Genomic DNA, 17,576 nt, shown 5'->3' on the forward strand with positions numbered 1-17,576 from the left:
AGGCTCCCGTCGACCCTGCACCCGTGTCGTAAGGCAAGCAGAGGATGTCGTGGTGGTCAGGCTGACACGCGCTGCCGCGGGCCGATCGGCCCGCGGTGGCTGTATCCGGATTCAGGCCCCGTCGAGGGCGGCGAGGTGGCCTGTGAGGGTGTCCAGGGACTGGTAGGTGGCGCCGAAGAGGGCGACGTGCTTCCAGCGCAGGGTGCCGTCCGGGGCGATCAGGAACACCGAGCGCCGCAGACCGATGCCGGGCGCGGCGATGCCCAGGGCGCGCGCGACCTGCCGGTCGGTGTCGGCGAGCAGTGGCATGCGCAGGCCGTGCTTGCGGGCGAACTGCTCGTGGCTGTCGACGTCTTGGGGGCTGATGGCCCACACTTCCGCATCCTGGTCCTGGAACTGTTCCAGGCCGGACGAGTAGGAGCACAGCTGCTTGGTGCACACGCTGGTGTCGTCGCCGGGGTAGAAGGCCAGGACGAGCGGCCGGCCGCGCCGTTCGGACAGCGTGTAGGAGTTCCGCTCGAACCGGTCGCCGGCCAGCACGCCGCCGGGCAGGGTGAAGTCGGGTACGGGCATTCCGGTCTGCAGTGCTGGCGACATCTCAAGGTCCAATGACTCGGGAACGGCTGCGGCGTATCGGACCGCGCCGGCCCGCGCGTCCGGGCCCAGGCGCGGCAGCCACCTCTGTGGCTCGCCTCATCCTCCTCTTCGCCCCGCGGCACCCGACAGCGGCCCCCTCAAGCCGCGGCACGGAGTGGTGCGGCACTCGCTCCTTACGCCGGGTTCCGGCCCCGGTGTCCACTCCGGACCACCGGTCCCCGTAACGGCCGGGCGCGTGGCGTCCGGCCGTTGAGGCGGTGCAGCGCCGGAAGACGGCCAGGTCCTCGCGGACGAGGTCGTTGGCGATGTGTTGGACCCCCTGTCGGGCGACGCCCAGGCGGCGGGCCGCCTGGGCCACGGTCGGAGCGTTCTCGGAAACGGCACTGAGCAGTTGCCATCGAGCCCTGCGTCTGCCCCTCGTGGACGCGGTGGCCCGGGCGGACGCCCACTTCGACGATGTCTACCGGGCCCGCTGGAAGCCGAGGACCCTTGCGGCTCTGATCATCAGCGTTGCCCGGGACCGCGTGGTCGATCAGAGCCTGTGGCGGGAGGACGCCGCCTCAGGCCCGTCAGGCGCGAAGGGGCTCTGGCGATGCGAGGATTTCGGACGTGGGATCGGCATCCGGTGGGGAGGGGCGGGGATGAGTTTCCGGCTGGCGGCGTACGCCGTGTGCATCGAGGGCGGGCGGGTGCTGCTCGCCCGTCACCTGCCGTCGAAGGGCGAGAGCACCTGGACTCTTCCGGGCGGCAGGGTCGAGCACGCGGAGGATCCGTTCGATGCGGTGACCCGGGAGGTCGCCGAGGAGACCGGCTGCGACGCGGTGGTCGAACGCCTGCTGGGCGTGGACTCAAGGATCGTCCCCGCAGCCGAACGCACCGTCCCCGGCGGACCGGAACATCAGAATGTCGGCATCTTCTATCGGGTCCGCATCACCGGCGGCGGACTCCGGCCCGAGCCGAACGGTGAAATCGCCGAGTCGGTCTGGACCCCGGTCCCCGCCGTCGCAGGTCTGCGCCGGTCATCGCTCGTCGACATCGGCCTGGCTATGGCGCAGAACCTGCCGGCGACCGGGCACGTCGCGCCCGTCCCGGTCGGTGGCCTGATCCAGCACTGAGGCAACCACCCACCTCCACCTGCCTGATCGGCCGTCATCCGCATCCCATGACCGGGCGGAGAAGCTCTGGTTGACGACTCGTCGAAGCGGACCGTCGGCTGCCCGGCTGTGCGACCAGATCGCCGACTCATGCACCGTCGACAGCTCTCGTGGTGAGCGCTGCGGTCCTGAGAGGGGCGACGGCCGCACTCGCCGGGTGTGTCGCCCCTTTCAGGGCACCGCGGGTGACGCGGTGTCTGCTGCGTTCCAGTGACTCTCCGGTGGGTCGCGAGTCGTCACGGCTGATTCATCCTATTGTCTGCTTTGCAGGGAATATCCTTTTCCTGTCCCCTGAGATGAAGGTGGAAGCATGTTCCGTTCGATTCCTCGCGGGCTCGCCGTGGCAGGTCTGACCGTGGCCGCCGTCGCGGTGCCGATGGCGGGCGCCGCATCCGCCGCGCCCAGCGGTACGCAGAGCGTCACCTGCGGCACCCAGGACCGCTGTGCGCAGAGCCAGGCGGAGTCTCGGTACCGCCAGGGCGACCGTATGAACCGCCAGGCCGACCGTATGCACCGTCACGCCGACCCGCGCGAGTGCCACCACAAGAAGCACGCCAAGAAGCCCAGCAGCAAGCAGGCCACGGACCGCGAGGGCCGTGAGGTCGCGGCCGAGAACAGTGGTCTGCTGGGGCTCGGCCTGCTCGGGCTCCTCTAGGTCCTGACGAGCGTCGTCGTGGGTTCGGGGACGCCCGAGCCCACGCGCCGCACTGTGTGCAGGATCCGCGGTCGGCCGGTCTCTCCGCGCCACGGGCCGGGTGACCGGCCCCGGGCTCCTTCTTCGCCCCTGTCCCCATGGAGCTCACGGCAATCCGAGTGCGACGCGCCCGTCCGTAGGGCGGATCGCCCTCTTCCGAGCGGCGTGAGACGCGTTCGGCCGCCCCTTCCTGCAGCGCCGACGGCCCGCCGGCATCCCGCCGACGAGCCGTCATCGCTGCATGTCCGAGGGCCCTGGCCGGGGCTCCGGTCCACGAAAGGCGAGAGGCCGTGAGCGAGCAGTTCTCCGTGCAGCACCCGATCCTGAAGCGGATGTACTCCCTCGACGGTGATGTCGAGCAGCGCACCGGTATCTATGACGACTGGGCCGTCAGCTACGACGAGGACACCGTCGAGGGCCTGGGCTACCTCGGTCCGGCACTGGTCGCCGAGCGGGTCGCGGACATCGTGCCTGCCGGGACCCCGATTCTCGACGCCGGGTGCGGAACGGGCCTGGTCGGCGCGGAGTTGGCGCGGCGCGGGTACTCGACGGTCGACGGTGTCGACCTGTCACAGGGAATGCTCGACGTCGCCCGCGGCAAGGGTGTCTACCGGCGGTTGGAACAGGCCGACATCACCCGCCCCCTGCCCTTCGGCCCGCAGAGTTACGGTGCGGTCGTCTGCGCGGGCACCTTCACCGCCGGTCACGTCGGGCCCGAGGGCATCGATCCGCTGCTGGCGGTCGCCCGGCCCGGGGGTCATCTGGTCATGACCGTGCTCACCCTGGCCTGGGAGCGCATGGGGTTCCAGCGGCACATCGAGGAGTTGGCGCGGCGTGGGGCCGCCCGCCTCGTCGAGGACCGGGCCGATCAGACGTACCACACGCAAGAGCCGGTGACCTGCCGCGTCGTGGTCCTGCGGACGACGTGACGCCGCCCCCGGCCCCTCACAACGCCCTCAGCTCTCCGGCACGGCCATCTCGCCGAGCAGCGACCAGTCCTCCTGCGGCAGCTTCATGTTCACGATGCGGGGCGTGCGGGACAGGTGCGGCGGCAGGTTCTGCTGTGCGGCCTTGAAGTGCTCGGACTGCACGTGCGAGGCGCCGGCCTCGTCGTCCCGGAACGCCTCCACCAAGACGTACTCCGTGGGGTCCTCGACGCTGCGGGACCAGTCGAACCACAGGCAGCCCGGCTCGTTGCGCGAGGCGGCGGTGAAGTCGGCGGTGATCTCCGGCCAGCGGTCGGCGGATTCGGGGCGGACGCTGAATTTGGCGGTGATGAAAATCATCGGTTTCCTGTCCTCTTGCGGTCATCCCAGGTGCGCGCTGTGCGCCGCGTGCCGACGTACGTTCGGACACGACCAGAACCCTATCCACGGCCCCCGGGGCGGGCCGAATTCGCCGGTACGCAGATGAGACCCTCCGGAGCCCGCGGACACGGCAGCCGCCGCGAGGCGGTGGTGTCCTCGCGGCGGTCACCGGTGGCCGCTTGCCGAAGCGAGCGGGCCGCCGACGTGGCGGGCCGGTTCAGCCGGGCCCCGGTGCGTCAGCCGGTGCCGTCCCGTTGCCAGCGGTAGAACTCCTGAGCCATGGCGTCCTTGGGGCCGCGCCAGGTATCCGGGTCGTACGGGCTGATGAACGTGGACAGCCGCTCACTGATGCTGCGGAACTCGGGGTGCTCCGTCAGCTTGGCGATCTCGGGGCCGGCGGGCCGTTCCGATTCGATGAGGTGCAGATACACATCACCGAACTGGAAGAGGGTCCGCCGGGTGACGCCGACGAGGTGCGGCAGTTCCGTGCGGTCGGAGGCCGAGAAGAGCTCGGCGATCTCCGGAGCCGATCCCGGTGCCATTCGAGCGACGATCAGAGCGTGGTGCATCAGGGAGATCCCTTCGTCGCCACCGGTCGGCCGGTGGCACGGTGGCCGGACGGAGCGTCGGGCGGGGGTCAGGTGGCCGTGACGGCAGCGGCCCGCAGCTCGCGGTCGCGCTGTTCGATCTTGTCCCGGATGAGTTCCATCTGGATCCGGGAGTTCTTGTTGATGTGGACCGTCATGCCCTTGTCGTCGACCGGGGCCTCGGGCTTCATCGCGAAGTCCTGGGTCCAGTGCATCCGGGTCCCGCCCGGGACCTCGGCGTACTCCCAGCGGATGTCCATGTGCTGGAAGGGGCCGGTCTCGACGCGGCGGGCCTGGACGGCGAGCCCCTTGCGGTCGGTCACGCGCTCCGAGACCCAGCTCCAGACCTTGCCGTTGTCGTCCGGGTGCATCGTCAGGCGGAAGGTCGTCTTGTCGCCCTCGCGGGAGAGCACCTCGATCGCGGCGTACTCGCTGAACAGCCGCGGCCAGTTCTCCAGGTCGTTGGTCATGTTCCAGACCAGGTCGAGAGGTGCCGCGATGGTGATCTCGTTCTCGGTGTGACCGGACATGTCAGGCTCCTGTCGTGGGGGCGGTGTTGACGAGGTCGAGGAAGTCGCGCGGTGTCTTGCAGCGCTCGGCGTCGGTCGGCATGCTCAGCGCCAGCCGGTTCTCCAGCTCGCCCACGATGCCGAGGAGGCCGAGCGAGTCCAGGCCGAAGTCGGCGAACGGTGAGTCCGCCCGGTTCGAGAGCTCCTTCGGGTCGACGGTGACGCCGGCGGCCGATTTCATCAGCGAGGCCAGCTCTTCGAGGGTCAGTTGAGCGGTCATGAGCGGGTTCTCCTCTCCACAGGGGGCTCGGTGCCGTGGCTCAGCGCAGGGCGTCGGGGCTCTTGCGCAGCACCAGGGCCGCGTTCGAACCCATCAGTCCACGGCTCAGCACCAGGGCCGTCCGCAACTCGGCCGGGCGTGCCCAGCCGGTCACGAGATCGAGGTCGTGGCAGACGTCGACGACGTTGGGGGCGGGCGGCACCAGACCGTGCTCCAGGGCGAGCACCGCGGCCGCCGTGTCGAGGACGGGGGCACCGCAGTACGCCCGTCCGGTGCCGGTCTTGGGCGCGGACACCGGGACCCGCGACGCACGCCGGCCCAGGACGTCCTCCAGCGCGAGGGCCTCGGCGCGGTCGGCCACGGGCACACCGAGCGCGTCGGCGAAGACCACGTCGATCTCCTCCGGGGCGCACTCGGCCTCCTCCAGGGCCCCGCGGATCGCGTGCGCCAGCCCGTCCCGGGACTCCTCCCATCGCGAGGGCCCGGTGAAGGTCGCGGCGTGCCCGGCCGCGACCGCGCGGATCGTCGCCCCCCGCGCGCGGGCCGCCTCCATCTCCTCGACGACCAGCATGGCGCCGCCCTCCGCGGGGACGAAGCCGCAGGCGCCGGCGGTGAACGGGCGGTAGGCGCGGGTCGGTTCTGCGACCGTGCTCAGCGCGTCGTAGCCGAGCTGGCAGACGACGGAGTACGGCGCCAGCGGTGCCTCCGCCGCGCCCACGACGACGGCGTCGGTGCCGCGGCGGATCGAACCGGCGGCGTGGGCAAGGGCGTCGAGGCCGCCCGCCTCGTCGCTTGCCACCACCCCGCAGGGCCCCTTGAAGCCGCCCCGGATCGAGATCTGCCCGGTGCTGGCCGCGTAGAACCAGGCGATGGACTGGTAGGGGCCGACGTAGCGGGAGCCCTGCGCCCAGAGGCGCTGCAGTTCCCGCTGGCCGAACTCGCCGCCGCCGGATCCGGCGGCGGTCACCACACCCACCGCGAACGGCGAGCCCTGGTAGTCGGCACGGCCGAGGCCGGCGTCGTCCAGGGCGAGGTTGGCCGCCGCCATCGCGAAGTGGGTGAAGCGGTCGGTCTGGACGAGGTAGCGCTCCTCGATCAGCGCCCCCGGGTCGAAGTCGCGGACCTCACCCGCGACGTGCAGCGGCAGGTTCTGGCACCCCTCGCGGGTGACCACGTCGAGGACGCTGATGCCCTCCTTGGTCGCCTTCCAGAAGGCGTCGGTGCTCACGCCGTTGGGCGCGATCACACCGATGCCCGTGACCACGCAACGCCGTTCACGTGAGGAACTCATCGTGTCCTCCCACCCGGTCGGGTCAGGGCGACCGCTGACTGGAAGCCGCCGAACCCGCTGCCGACGGACAGCACCGACCGCAGGGGCAGCTCCCGTGCGGTGCGCGGCACGTAGTCGAGGTCGCATTCCGGGTCCGGGGTCGTGTAGTTGGCCGTCGGGGGAACGACCTGGTGGGTCAGCGCCAGGACGCACGCCACGATCTCGATCGCCCCGATCGCGCCGAGCGAGTGGCCGACCATCGATTTGATGGAGCTCATGGGCACGTCGTAGGCGCGCGCGCCCAAGGACTTCTTGACCGCGGCCGTCTCGTGCCGGTCGTTCTGCTGGGTGCCGGAGCCGTGCGCGTTGACGTAGTCGATCTGCGAGCCGTCCAGCCGGGCGTGGCCGAGCGCGCGGTTGATGGCCTCGGCCATCTCCAGCCCCTCCTGGGTGAGGCCGGTCATGTGGTAGGCGTTGCCGAAGGTGGCGTAGCCGCGGATCTCGCAGTGCACGGTCGCCCCGCGGGCGCGGGCGTGCTCCAGCTCCTCCAGGACGAGTACGGCGCCGCCCTCGCCCATCACGAAGCCGTCGCGGTGGGCGTCGAACGGGCGGGAGGCGTGCTCGGGGTCGTCGTTGTTGGCGGACGTCGCCTTGATCGCGTCGAAGCAGGCCACGGTGATCGGGGAGATCGGTGAGTCCGAGGCGCCCGCCACACAGACGTCGACGCGGCCCTCCTCGATGGAGTGGAAGGCGTAGCCGATCGCGTCGAGGCCGGAGGTGCACCCCGTCGAGACGGTCTGCACCGGGCCGCGCGCGCCGATCTGGTCCGCGACCTCGGCGGCGAGCGAACTGGGTGAGAACGCGCGTTGCAGGTGGGGACCCGCCGGCCGGGGGTCGACGTCCCACCGGTCGCCGGAGCCGCTGACGGCGACGTAGTCGTGCTCCAGGCGCGTGGTGCCGCCGACCGCTGTGCCCAGCGACACCCCGATCCGCCACGGGTTCTCCGTCTCGGTGTCCAGGCCGGCGTCGCGGACGGCTTCGTCGGCGGCGACGCGCGCGAACTGGATGTACCGGTCCGAGCGGTCCACCTGCTCCGGGGTCAGACCGTGTGCCGCGGGGTCGAAGTCGCACTCCGCTGCGATGCGGGAGCGGAACCCCGCCGGGTCGAAGAGGGTGATGCCCCGGGTCGCCGTACGACCGGAGGTGAGGAGGTCCCAGAAGGCGGGCACGCCCACACCGCCCGGGGCGACGATGCCTACGCCGGTGACCGCTACGCGCCGCGTCATGACACCGGCTCTATTCGTTCGGGGGGCGCTGCGGGCGAGGCGGCGTCGGTGCCCTCGGTGTCCACGTGGCCAAGTTCCGGCCGCGGGGCCAGCGGGCCGAGATGGAAGACCATGCGGGCCTCCTCGTCGCCGACGTTGCGGAAGCGGTGCCGGATGTAAGGGGGGATCAGCAGCCCCTGGTCCGGCCGCAGCGGGTGCGGCTCGCCTTCGAGGTCCACTTCGAGCATGCCGTTCACCACGTAAACGAACTCCTCGGAGTACGGGTGGTAGTGCTCGCCGATGCGCTCGCCGGGCTGCACGAGAGCCATGCCCATGAAGCCGCTCGTGGCGCCCACCGCGCCGGGTGTCAGCATGGCGCGCAGATCGCCTCCGCGCCGGCGGTTGGGCTGGGTCTGGCTGAGGTCCACGATGCGTGGGCGGTGCGTGGTCATGACTGTGCCTCCAGTGGTGTGGTGGCGGTGGTGAGAGGCCCTGGTCGCGATGGCGAGGGGCCCCGTGCGGCCGGACGCGGGGTCAGGCGTCCGGAGCCCGGCGGTCGGTGATGAGGTCCATGTCGATGCGCGTGAGGAAACGCGCGAGGTCCTGGTCGGACGACAGGGCGCCGGCCACGTCGGTGTCGACCAGCCGCGCCATCACGGCGCGCTTGCGAGGACCGGCCACCCCGAGCGCCCGGACGGGGTCGCTCCCGACGGGGACGCGGAGGTCGATGAGCCGGACGACGGTGTCGTCCCGCTGGAAGATGGTGCTCCCGACGACGGGGCTCGAGGGGTCCTCCGCGGCCAGCTCGTCCTGCCGGGCCAGCATGCGGGCCAGCGTCATCCCGCAGCCCTCGCGGGCCGGGTAGGACAGCGCGTGCCGGCGCACCTCGCCGGGGCCCTGCTCGTCGGCCGTCACATGGTGCACCGCGGGCAGCGCGGCCCGAGTGAAGAACCGCCGGGCGGAGTCCGGGTCGGTGAGGTCGCGCTCCTGCTCCAGGAACGGGTCGATGGCCTCCTCGACGGCCCTGACCTCGGGCTGCCGGGCGACGTGCCGCAGCGCCGCGACGAGGTCGCCCTGGACCTCCACTGCGCGCACCACGCGGTTGCCGTGCATGAAGAGTGACGTACGGCGCAGCCGGGTGGCGTCGTCGACGCGTGCCTCGGGGGAGCTGTAGCCGGCCAGGATCTCCGCGACCTGTGCTTCGCTGCCCGGCTTCACGGTGAAGGTCAGGGCGTGGCGGACGACACCGTCGCCGACCCGGGGCGAGGCCTGGAGGCCGCCCTTGGGGAGTTTCGCGGCGACCGTGGCGATGTTCGAGGTCTCCCGCAGCACGCTGAAGCGCAGCGACCGGGTCTCGCGCACGCAGCCGTGCAACGGCTGCACCATCTCGACGTGTTCCTCGCTGTTCACCCACGTCAGGAACTGCGGGGCGCTCTCCCATTCGCTGGTGATGAGCCACTGCGAGGGGTTCTCGATGGACTGGCACAGCTGGTCGGTCAGATGGCCGGGGACGGAGGCCACCTGGTTGCGCAGATGCTCGTACGCCGCGAGAAAGCGCTGCTGAGCGCCTTCGTAGAGGTCCAGCAGCAGCACGACCCGAATCCGGGAGCCGTCGAAGGCGGACTGCGATATTCGGTCCGACAGCCTGGTCATCGTCGTCATCGTCTACGCCTCTCCTTCGGGCCGGGTGGCACCTGCCGAAGGTGGTCGGTCCTCCCGCGGTGCCGAGCAAGGGACCCGGCGTGTGTGAACGGCCGCCCCTGGGGGTGGCCGTCCCGGAATCGATGGTGATCGGGGGCCCGGTGCCGCGCGATATCTGTGAGCCAGTCGGGTGAAACGCGAGCGAACCGGGTCCGGGCCGGGTACCACCACACCGCCAACTCCGTACGCACCTCTGGAGCAGGAGCCCCAATGAATCCCCACGCGCAAGCCAGGGTCCCGGTACTCATCGTGGGCGGATCCCTGGTGGGTCTGTCGGCCTCGCTGTTCCTGGGGCGCCTGGGCATCGACAACCTGCTGGTCGAGAAGCACTCCGACACCTCCCGGCATCCGCGCGGCCGCGGCAACAACGTCCGCACGATGGAGCTGTTCCGGGTGGCCGGCGCGGAGGCGCAGATCCGCGAGGCCGCTTCCGTCCTGGCGGACAACCACGGGATCCTGCAGGCCGGTTCACTCACGAGTGAGGACCAGGAATGGCTGTTCAAGGAGATGGACGGCGGCGGGGCGCTGGCCCGCTTCAGCCCCTCGGGGTGGTGCCTGTGCAGCCAGAACGACCTCGAACCCGTGCTGGTGGACCGGGCCCGCGCACTCGGCGGCGACCTGCGTTTCGCCACCGAGCTGCTCACCTTCGACGAGGACGCGGAGGGCGTGACGGCGGTGGTGAAGGACCGGGAGACCGGGGAGCACACCACCGTGCTCGCGGACTACCTCATCGCGGCCGACGGCCCGCGCAGCCCGGCCCGGGAACGTCTCGGCTTCGGCATGACCGGGCCCGGCGACCTGTTCCACAACGTCAGCATCACGTTCCGTGCGCCCGCGCTCGCCGATGTGGTGGGCGACCGCCGCTTCCTGGCCTGCTACCTGACCAACCCCGAGGCCGACGGCACGCTGCTGCCGGTGGACAACCGCGAGCGGTGGGTCTTCCACGCCCCCTGGCACCCGGACCGTGGCGAGACCCTGGAGGACTTCACCGACGAGCGGTGCACGGACCACATCCGCAGGGCGGTCGGGGTCCCGGACCTGGACATCGAGATCACCGGCAAGGCTCCGTGGCACGCCGCGGAGCGGGTCGCCGAGCGGTACGCCTCCGGACGGGTCTTCCTCGCCGGCGACTCCGCCCACGAGATGTCCCCGACCGGTGCCTTCGGCTCCAACACCGGCATCCAGGACGCACACAACCTGGCCTGGAAGCTCGCCGCCGTACTGCAGGGCTGGGCAGGGCCCGGGCTGCTGGAGACCTACGCATCGGAACGGCAGCCGGTGGCGAAGGCGACGAGCGCGCGGGCCTCGGCCCGCAGCGCTGAGCACAGCCACCCCGGGTACAGCCCGGCACCCGGGGCCGGGGGTCGCGGCAAGCCTGGCGGCGTGCTCACCGTCGCGCTGGCCTACCGCTATCCGCGCGGCGCCGTCATCGGCGTCGACCCCGAACTGCCGGTGGTGCCGGAACGGATGCAGCTGACCGGCGAACCGGGCAGTCGGGCCCCGCACATGTGGGTGCGCCGAGCGGGCGATCGGCTGTCCACCCTCGATCTCTACGAGCGGTCAATCGTCCTGCTCACGGGCCCGAACGGCGCGGCATGGCGGGCGGGCGCGGCGGGCGTGGCCGAGCGTTGGTCGGTGCCGCTGGACATCTACGGCGTCGGCCCCGGCTCCGACGACGATCTGGCTCCCGAGGAGGGCGCCGACTTCGCCGAGGTCCACGGGATCACGTCCGAGGGCGCGGTACTGGTCCGCCCGGACGGTTTCGTGGCCTGGCGCGCGGCCGGGGCCGCAGCTGACCCGGAGGCGGAGATCCGCGAGGTGTTCGGGGCGCTGCTGCACCGCGGCTGACGCGGTCTCGGGGGATCCGCGGTGCCGGTGGGCCCGTGTACGTATGCGGAGGTCACCGTCCCGCACCGACAGGTGTGAGGACAGGCGGAGTCAGTGCGACACGGCTGCCGGGCGCCTCACTCGGTCGCCAACTCCACGGTGAGGGAGTTCATGGCCTCGGCGGCGGCCTTGTTGACCTCCGCGGCCGTGCCGGCGCGCAGTATGAGGTAGCCGATGCGCGCCATGTTGTCGTGCGGGTCGCCGACTTCGTCGCCGGGCATCTTCGTCATGGCGGTCGCGGCGATGTGTTCCCCCCGCGGGAGCGTACCGACCCGGTGCAGAGTGCCCGCCCGGGGTGCGGTGACGAAGCGAATGGCGGCCGCCGCGTCGCGTCGCGGTGTCACGTCAGGCTGTCGGCCGAGGGTGGTCTGAAGGTAGGCGCGTGCCACGTCGATGCCGAGCGCGTCGTGGACCAGCCGCATGATGTGGTCACCGGGCGGACGGGCCCCCACCTCGATGACCTTCGGGTGCCCCCGGCCGTCGACCTTCACCTCGGTGTGGGCGATGCCGTTGCGCAGTCCCAGTGCGGCGAGGGCCCGACCGGCAGCCGCGTACACGGAGGCGCGGACATCGGGGGCCAGCTCGGCCGGTACGGTGTGCCCGAGTTCGGCGCGGCTCGTGCCCGCCGTGGTGAACTTCTCGGTGATCGCCAGGTGGTGCAGGGCGCCCTCGAAGACGACCGTCTCGACGCTGAACTCGTCGCCGTCCACGTACTCCTGGGCGAGCAGCGTGGAGTCCAGGGCGATGCCGTGCGGGTACTTGTGGGTCTGGTGCTGGGCGAGCCGGGCTGCGGCGGGCAGTTCCTCGGCCGACCGGACGACGGAGACTCCGATCGAGGCCGCGTTCTCGGCAGGTTTGACGACGAAGGGGTATCCCCAGCCGCTCTCGGCGATCCGTTGCGCCAGGCCCTGCGGATCGGCCGCGGAGACCGTGCGCGGGGAGGGAACGCCGTGGGCGGCGAACGCCTCGGCCATCAGCCGCTTGTTGCGGCAGTGTTCCGCGCGTTCGGGGAGATGGCCGGGGAGCCCGAGCTTCGCCGCGAGGCGGGTGGCGAGGGGGGAGAGGAACTCCCAGACGGCGACGATGCCGTCGATGCCCCGCGCGCGGCAGAAGGCCGCCAGATCGTCGAGAGCGCGTTCCGGGTCGGCGAAGTCGGTGAAGACCGTGCCGGTGACCTTGCTCCGCAATGCGGGACGGTACCGCTCGTACACCTCCTCGTGGGTGGCCACATAGGTCTCCAGGCCGAGTCCGGTGGCGGCGGTCAGCATGTCCTCGCCCGCGGCGACGTCGGCCTCGATCAGCAGGACTTTCTGCACGGTGCGTTCCTTCCGGTGCGGGAGAACGGGCGGCGGCGAGGTTTCACACCGCGGCGCGTCGGCGGAGTGCCGGAGCGAGACCCAGCTGGCAGAGCGCCGCCAGGAGGGCGAGGGCGGTGCAGCTGAGCCAGAGCGTGGTGGAGCCGACGACCAGGAGGCGGGTGCCGACGATCGGCGCGATCAGGAAGCCCGTTCCCCAGGCCATGCCGATCAGACCGTTGTAGCGGCCGCGGAGCCGGGCGGGTGCGAGGTCGGCGACGACCGCCGCGGTGATCGCGAAGACCAGGATCTCGCCCAGCGTCGACACCGCGACCGCGACGGCGTACCCGACGGCTGTCGAGGCGGCGGCCGCCACGGCGTTGCCGCAGGCGGCGACGGTGAATCCGGTGGCGAGCACCCGGCTCTTGTCGAAGGCGGCCAGCCGATGGCCGATCAGCGGCTGCATCGCGATGACGACGACGCCGTTGATGCCCATGACGATGCCGTAGGCGCTGCTGGACATGCCAGTGCTCGTCATCGCCAACGGCAGGGTGGCGAAGGCCTGTTGGAACACGATCGCGTAGAGGACGATGATCCCGGCGAAGGCCAGCATCACCCGGTCGCGCCCGACGGCGAGGAATCCGCCGGCACCGCGTTCCCGGCCGGCCGGCCGGGTTTCGGGAATGGCGAACCACACCAGCACCCCGAAGACCGTGCAGGCCCCCGCGTCCAGCCAGAACAGCAACTGGTAGCCGTGCGACGCGAGGTAGCCGCCGAGCACCATGGCGAGGGAGAAGCCGAGGTTGATGGCCCAGAGCAGCAGACCGTAGGCGCGGGTCCGGTCGGCGGCCGGTACCGCATCGGCGACCAGGGCCTGGGCGGCGGGGCGGAAGAGGTCGATGGTGACGCCGAGCACGAAGCAGGCGGCCACCAGCACCGTGAGGCTCTGGGCGTGTCCGAGCGCGAGCAGGGTGGCGCCGTTGGCCAGCATCCCGCCGGTCAGTGCCACCCGGCGGCCGAAGCGGTCCGCGATGTACCCGCCGAGCGGCTGGGAGATCACCGAGCCGATGCCGGACACGGCGAGGATGATCCCGGTGGTGCCGATCGGGACGTCCCTCACGCCGGTCAGATAGAGGCTCAGGAAGGGGTTGACCATGGAGCCGAGACGGTTGACCAGGGACCCGCCCCACAGCACCCAGAACGCGCCCGGCAGCCCGCCCACCCGCACCCGGACGAATGCGCGCAGACGCCCTCCGCCGTTCTCGCCGGTCTTGGCGAAGGGCACTTCGGTGCGGCTCACGGTTCACTCCTGGGGGTCGGGCGGCGGGACGCGGGGCGGCCATGTCGCGCGGCGACCGCGGGGGCTCCGAAGGTCGTCCCGCTACCCGGAGGAACGTGTGGACGCCTGGTCTTCGTCGGATTCGTGTGTGGTGTCGGGCAGCGCCGGTGCCGTCGTACGGACCGGTCAGCGCGCACGGCTGTGCCCGGTGGCCGATGTCGAGGTCGCCGACTCCTGCGCGTCCCGCCCTTGTGCGGGCGCTGCGGCCGGTCGGCCGGTGCGTGGCGGTGGGTCCGCTCGGGTCAGGTGACCGTCGGTCGCCCGTTGCGCGAGCGCCGCGCGGTCGACCTTTCCGTTCGAGGTCGTGGGCAGGCTGTCCAGCAGGTGGATCTCCTGCGGAACCATGTACGCGGGCAGGGTCTCGGCGCAGAACTCCCGGAGGTCGCCCACGTCCCGCATGTCGTGACGACGGGCGAGGACCACGAAGGCGGCCAGCTGGAGCCCGCCGCCGGGCCGCGGCAGGGGCATCGCTGCCGCAGCGGCCGCCCCGGGGAATTCCGCCAACCGCCGCTCCACCTCGCCCAGTTCGACGCGGTTGCCGTTGATCTGCACCTGCGCGTCGGTCCGGCCGCAGAAATAGAACCGGCCGTCCGGCCCCTGGAACGCGAGGTCCCCGGTGCGCAGGACGTGCTGCCCTGACTGCGGGGACAGCGGATCGGGGACGAGCGCCGAGCGGGTGGCCTCGGGGTCGTCCCAGTACCCGGAGAAGAGGGCGGGGCTGCGCAGGTGGATCTCGCCGGGCACGCCGGGCTCCTCGACCACCTCGCCGTTGTCGTCGACGAGCAGCATCTCGGCGCCGGGGTGGGCGATTCCGATGGAGAGCTTCTCCAACGTCTCGGGGAGGGGGCGCGGCACCTCCTCGAAGGAGCAGGCCATCGACTCGGTGGCGCCGTAGCAGTTGATGACGCGGGCGTGCGGCAGCAGGTGCTGGAGCAGGCGCAGTTCCGGCAGCGGGAACTCCTCGCCGCAGAAGAGGATCCCGCGCAACCGGTCGAGCCCGGCGAGCCGGTCGGGTTCGTGGCGCAGTGCCTGCCGCCAGATCGACGGTACGCCGTTGACCTGGGTGGCCCCGGTCTCGCGCAGCACCCGCAGCAAGTGCCGTGGCCAGCGCACCAGATGCTGCGGGACGGGTACCAGGGCGGCGCCGCTGCCCAGCGCCAGACCGATGTTGAGCAGCGAGAAGTCGAACTGCAGTGGTGAGGTGCTGGCGATGCGGTCCTCGGGGCCGGCGAAGCCGTACGCGAGCATGCCCCGGTAGAACGCGACCACCGCCCGGTGACTCATCACCACGCCCTTGGGCCGGCCGGTGGTCCCCGACGTGAAGATCATGTACGCGGGGTCGGTGACGCAGGCCGCCCGGCGCCGGGCCCTGCGGGGCGCGGGGGAGCGTTCGGGCAGCAGGCCGTCCGGGCCGAACCGGGCGGTTCCGACGGACGCGGGGAGGTCCGCGCGCGCACCGTCGGAGGTCTGCAGATGGAGGTCCGGGCGAACGGCCTCGATGATCGAGAGCAGCCGCGGGTGCGGCGTTCCGGGGCTCACCGGGATGAAGGTGAGGCCCGTTCGGGAGCAGGCGAGCAGCATGGCGAGGGACTGGGCGCCGGTGTCCGCCTCCAGGACGACCCGGCCGCCGACCCCGATGCCGAGGGCGTCGAGCGCGGCCGCATAGCCGTCCACCAGAGCGCCGAGTTCCGCGTAGGTCGTCACCGCCGGCGGTTGGCCTGGCTGTACGGATTCGATGACGGCGGGGTCGCCGGGGGTGTGCCGGGCCGGGTCGAGCAGGAAGTCGTGGAGGAATTCCCCGACGGCATCGGGCCCGGTGTGCGGCTGCTGACTCACGTTGATGCGACCCCTCGTTTTCGCGCGAACGGTGAACCGGGCCGGGCGGACCTGAGCCCACCGGCTTGTGGGGGCGTCGTCAGTCGGAACGGGCCCTGGTCATCGGCCCGGTCGACGGGTGGCAGCGCCACCGCCCCAATGTTCCGTTGTCCGGAAACCGACTTCCGGAGATTGGCGATCAGGCTCTCATGCCGTCGGAGGGTGTGGCGTGTGAGGTGGGTCACTGTCGAGCTGAAGCGGCGCCGCCCCCGCGAGAGGGGCTGGTGGGGGCTCGACCGGCCCGCCAAGTCGCAGAAATTTGGCACCCGTTGAGGGCTCCGGCGGCCTCGATGGGTGCCTTCGTGAGGAATTCGATCTGGACAGGCTTCAACAGACTGTGGCAGCGTCGGGCTTGCATGGAACTTAGTTTTCGTATGCTGGAATTGCTCATATGGGGGAGTGTATGTCCGAGGCGAGACCGCTTTCGTTGGGTCAGCTCTCGGTTTGGCACGACATCCGCGGTCTGCCGGCCGCGCGGTGGCACGAGCCGAACAACGCGGCAGTCTGGCCACTGCCGCCCGGTGTCGACCGGGCGCGGGCGGGTACGGCGCTGCGGGCCGTCGTCGCCCGCCATCCTTCGCTGAGGACGCGCTACGACCTCCAGGACCCGGACGCGCCACGCCAGTTGGCCCCCGACGATCCGGTGGACGAGGACCTCCGGAGCGTGGACGACTGCGGTGCCGACCCCGAGGACGTCGCCGCCGAACTGGCCGCCGAGCCCTTCCACCTCGGGCGCCGACATGGCTGGCGGGCACGGCTGCTCACCCGCCGGGGTGCCGCGTCGCACCTGGTGTTCGTCAAGCACCACATCGCCGCGGACGCCTGGGCCCAGGAACTGCTGCAGCAGGAGTTCCTGCACGCGCTCGCCGAGCCCGACGGCCTTGGCCCGCTCCCGCCCGGCCCCGCCGAACTCGCCGCGGACCAGCACACTCCCGCCGGCCTCCGGCGGCAGTCCGCCGCCCTCGACCACTGGAAGCGGCTCCTCGCCCACGCCCCGTCCGCCCCGTTGCCCCGCACCACCGGCACCCCGGGCACCGTCCTCCAGGGAACCCTGCGCTCCGCCGCCGCCCGCCGGGCCGCGCACACCGTCGCCGAGCAGGCGCAGGTGTCGGTCTCCAGCGTCGTCCTGGCGGCCTATGCCCGCAGTGTGGCCCGGATCTGCGGCACCGACGCCCTGCTGGTGCAGTTGATGAGCGCCAACCGGTTCGCCGGTCGCTGGAAGGGCCTGGTCACCTCGATGAACCAGTGGGTGCCGGCCCTGCTCGACGAGGCCCGCAACGACGACCTGCACGCGCTGGCCGCGGCCGTCCACTGGAGCGGCCTCACCGCCGTCCGGCACGGGATGTACGACGTGACCGCCGTCGCGGCGCTGCGCGCGCGTCTGCCCGACGCCCCCGAGCCGACCTGCGCCTTCAACTACGTGGCCGTACCGGGAAGCACCCCACCCGACGCTTCCCGGGACGGGCTGCCGGAAGCGGGCGCCGACACACCCGTCATCACGTGGGAGGAGCCCTTCACCACGATCGGCCCACGGTGCTACGCCCGCGCACTGGAGACCGCGGAGAGCCTCACCGTGCGCCTCACGGCCAAGGACGTCGGCCGGCAGCAGTGTGCGGACGTACTCCTGGACATCCACGAGGCCCTGCTGACCGCTGCCGGACGGCGCTGACCGAACGGAGGGTGCACCCGGACCGCGGGCCGGACACGGCGACTGCGACGCCCGATCGGAGGGGCCCGCGTAGCGGCCCTCCCCGCCCGCGCCCTGAGCGGACCCGCCGCACCCGGCGCCTTTGTGCCGACGAAGGCCGGGCCGCCG

At 71.7% G+C, this 17,576-nt stretch carries 17 protein-coding genes and 1 pseudogene; 5 read left to right on the top strand and 13 right to left on the bottom strand.

Going from position 1 to position 17,576, the window contains the following annotated elements; genetic code table 11:
• Nucleotides 1–111 precede the first annotated feature (111 nt).
• Both ACGFZW_RS23835 and ACGFZW_RS23840 read right to left on the bottom strand, forming a co-directional pair.
• Nucleotides 112–597, bottom strand: a complete 486-nt coding sequence (locus ACGFZW_RS23835; protein WP_393895208.1) for a peroxiredoxin — start codon at nucleotides 595–597, stop codon at nucleotides 112–114.
• A gap of 1 nt (nucleotide 598) precedes the next feature.
• A pseudogene (locus tag ACGFZW_RS23840) lies at nucleotides 599–991 on the bottom strand (MarR family transcriptional regulator); the annotation flags it as partial.
• 247 nt (nucleotides 992–1,238) lie between these two features.
• On the opposite strand from ACGFZW_RS23840, the gene ACGFZW_RS23845 reads away from it, so the two are divergent.
• The 3 genes from ACGFZW_RS23845 (at nucleotide 1,239) to ACGFZW_RS23855 (ending at nucleotide 3,374) form a co-directional block, all read left to right on the top strand.
• Nucleotides 1,239–1,712, top strand: coding sequence for an NUDIX hydrolase (locus tag ACGFZW_RS23845; protein ID WP_393895209.1), 474 nt, complete (start codon nucleotides 1,239–1,241; stop codon nucleotides 1,710–1,712).
• A gap of 349 nt (nucleotides 1,713–2,061) precedes the next feature.
• Nucleotides 2,062–2,406, top strand: coding sequence for a hypothetical protein (locus tag ACGFZW_RS23850; RefSeq protein ID WP_393895210.1), 345 nt, complete (start codon nucleotides 2,062–2,064; stop codon nucleotides 2,404–2,406).
• Between the two features lie 329 nt (nucleotides 2,407–2,735).
• Nucleotides 2,736–3,374, top strand: coding sequence for a class I SAM-dependent DNA methyltransferase (locus ACGFZW_RS23855; RefSeq protein WP_393895211.1), 639 nt, complete (start codon nucleotides 2,736–2,738; stop codon nucleotides 3,372–3,374).
• A 27-nt stretch (nucleotides 3,375–3,401) separates the two neighbouring features.
• Here the strand turns inward: ACGFZW_RS23855 and ACGFZW_RS23860 are convergent, their stop codons facing one another.
• From ACGFZW_RS23860 to ACGFZW_RS23895, 8 genes are all read right to left on the bottom strand, one after another.
• Complete coding sequence (locus ACGFZW_RS23860) at nucleotides 3,402–3,731, bottom strand: putative quinol monooxygenase (RefSeq protein ID WP_393895212.1); 330 nt, start codon at nucleotides 3,729–3,731, stop codon at nucleotides 3,402–3,404.
• A 257-nt stretch (nucleotides 3,732–3,988) separates the two neighbouring features.
• Entirely contained in the window at nucleotides 3,989–4,321 is a 333-nt protein-coding gene (locus ACGFZW_RS23865) for a TcmI family type II polyketide cyclase (RefSeq protein WP_393895213.1), read from the bottom strand.
• 68 nt (nucleotides 4,322–4,389) lie between these two features.
• Nucleotides 4,390–4,869 (bottom strand): SRPBCC family protein, encoded by a 480-nt coding sequence (locus tag ACGFZW_RS23870; protein WP_393895214.1) that lies wholly within the window; start codon nucleotides 4,867–4,869, stop codon nucleotides 4,390–4,392.
• Nucleotide 4,870: 1 nt separating this feature from the next.
• Nucleotides 4,871–5,128: an acyl carrier protein gene (locus ACGFZW_RS23875; RefSeq protein ID WP_393895215.1), complete on the bottom strand. Its 258-nt coding sequence runs from the start codon at nucleotides 5,126–5,128 to the stop codon at nucleotides 4,871–4,873.
• A 40-nt stretch (nucleotides 5,129–5,168) separates the two neighbouring features.
• Entirely contained in the window at nucleotides 5,169–6,419 is a 1,251-nt protein-coding gene (locus ACGFZW_RS23880; protein ID WP_393895216.1) for a ketosynthase chain-length factor, read from the bottom strand.
• The gene (locus ACGFZW_RS23885; RefSeq protein WP_393895217.1) at nucleotides 6,416–7,684 is read right to left on the bottom strand and encodes a beta-ketoacyl-[acyl-carrier-protein] synthase family protein; all 1,269 of its coding nucleotides are present in this window, start codon (nucleotides 7,682–7,684) and stop codon (nucleotides 6,416–6,418) included. Before ACGFZW_RS23885 ends, ACGFZW_RS23880 begins: the two co-directional genes overlap by 4 nt.
• Complete coding sequence (locus ACGFZW_RS23890) at nucleotides 7,681–8,115, bottom strand: cupin domain-containing protein (RefSeq protein WP_393895218.1); 435 nt, start codon at nucleotides 8,113–8,115, stop codon at nucleotides 7,681–7,683. Before ACGFZW_RS23890 ends, ACGFZW_RS23885 begins: the two co-directional genes overlap by 4 nt.
• Nucleotides 8,116–8,197: 82 nt before the next feature.
• A complete protein-coding gene (locus ACGFZW_RS23895) occupies nucleotides 8,198–9,316 on the bottom strand; it encodes a SchA/CurD-like domain-containing protein (RefSeq protein WP_393895291.1) in 1,119 nt (372 codons plus the stop codon).
• A gap of 258 nt (nucleotides 9,317–9,574) precedes the next feature.
• Between ACGFZW_RS23895 and ACGFZW_RS23900 the strand changes: the two genes are divergently transcribed.
• Entirely contained in the window at nucleotides 9,575–11,212 is a 1,638-nt protein-coding gene (locus ACGFZW_RS23900; RefSeq protein ID WP_393895219.1) for an FAD-dependent oxidoreductase, read from the top strand.
• Nucleotides 11,213–11,328: 116 nt separating this feature from the next.
• Here ACGFZW_RS23900 and ACGFZW_RS23905 read toward each other — a convergent pair whose 3' ends face one another.
• The 3 genes from ACGFZW_RS23905 to ACGFZW_RS23915 all read right to left on the bottom strand — a co-directional run bounded on the left by ACGFZW_RS23905 (nucleotide 11,329) and on the right by ACGFZW_RS23915 (nucleotide 15,721).
• Entirely contained in the window at nucleotides 11,329–12,567 is a 1,239-nt protein-coding gene (locus ACGFZW_RS23905; RefSeq protein ID WP_393895220.1) for an ATP-grasp domain-containing protein, read from the bottom strand.
• 43 nt (nucleotides 12,568–12,610) lie between these two features.
• Nucleotides 12,611–13,846 (bottom strand): MFS transporter, encoded by a 1,236-nt coding sequence (locus ACGFZW_RS23910; protein WP_393895221.1) that lies wholly within the window; start codon nucleotides 13,844–13,846, stop codon nucleotides 12,611–12,613.
• 165 nt (nucleotides 13,847–14,011) lie between these two features.
• Nucleotides 14,012–15,721 (bottom strand): AMP-binding protein, encoded by a 1,710-nt coding sequence (locus ACGFZW_RS23915; RefSeq protein WP_393895222.1) that lies wholly within the window; start codon nucleotides 15,719–15,721, stop codon nucleotides 14,012–14,014.
• Between the two features lie 442 nt (nucleotides 15,722–16,163).
• Here ACGFZW_RS23915 and ACGFZW_RS23920 point away from each other — a divergent pair, with 442 nt between their 5' ends.
• The gene (locus ACGFZW_RS23920; RefSeq protein ID WP_393895223.1) at nucleotides 16,164–17,429 is read left to right on the top strand and encodes a condensation domain-containing protein; all 1,266 of its coding nucleotides are present in this window, start codon (nucleotides 16,164–16,166) and stop codon (nucleotides 17,427–17,429) included.
• Nucleotides 17,430–17,576 lie beyond the last annotated feature (147 nt).

It is taken from the genome of Streptomyces sp. NPDC048248 (genome assembly GCF_043201875.1).
GTDB lineage: Bacteria > Actinomycetota > Actinomycetes > Streptomycetales > Streptomycetaceae > Streptomyces.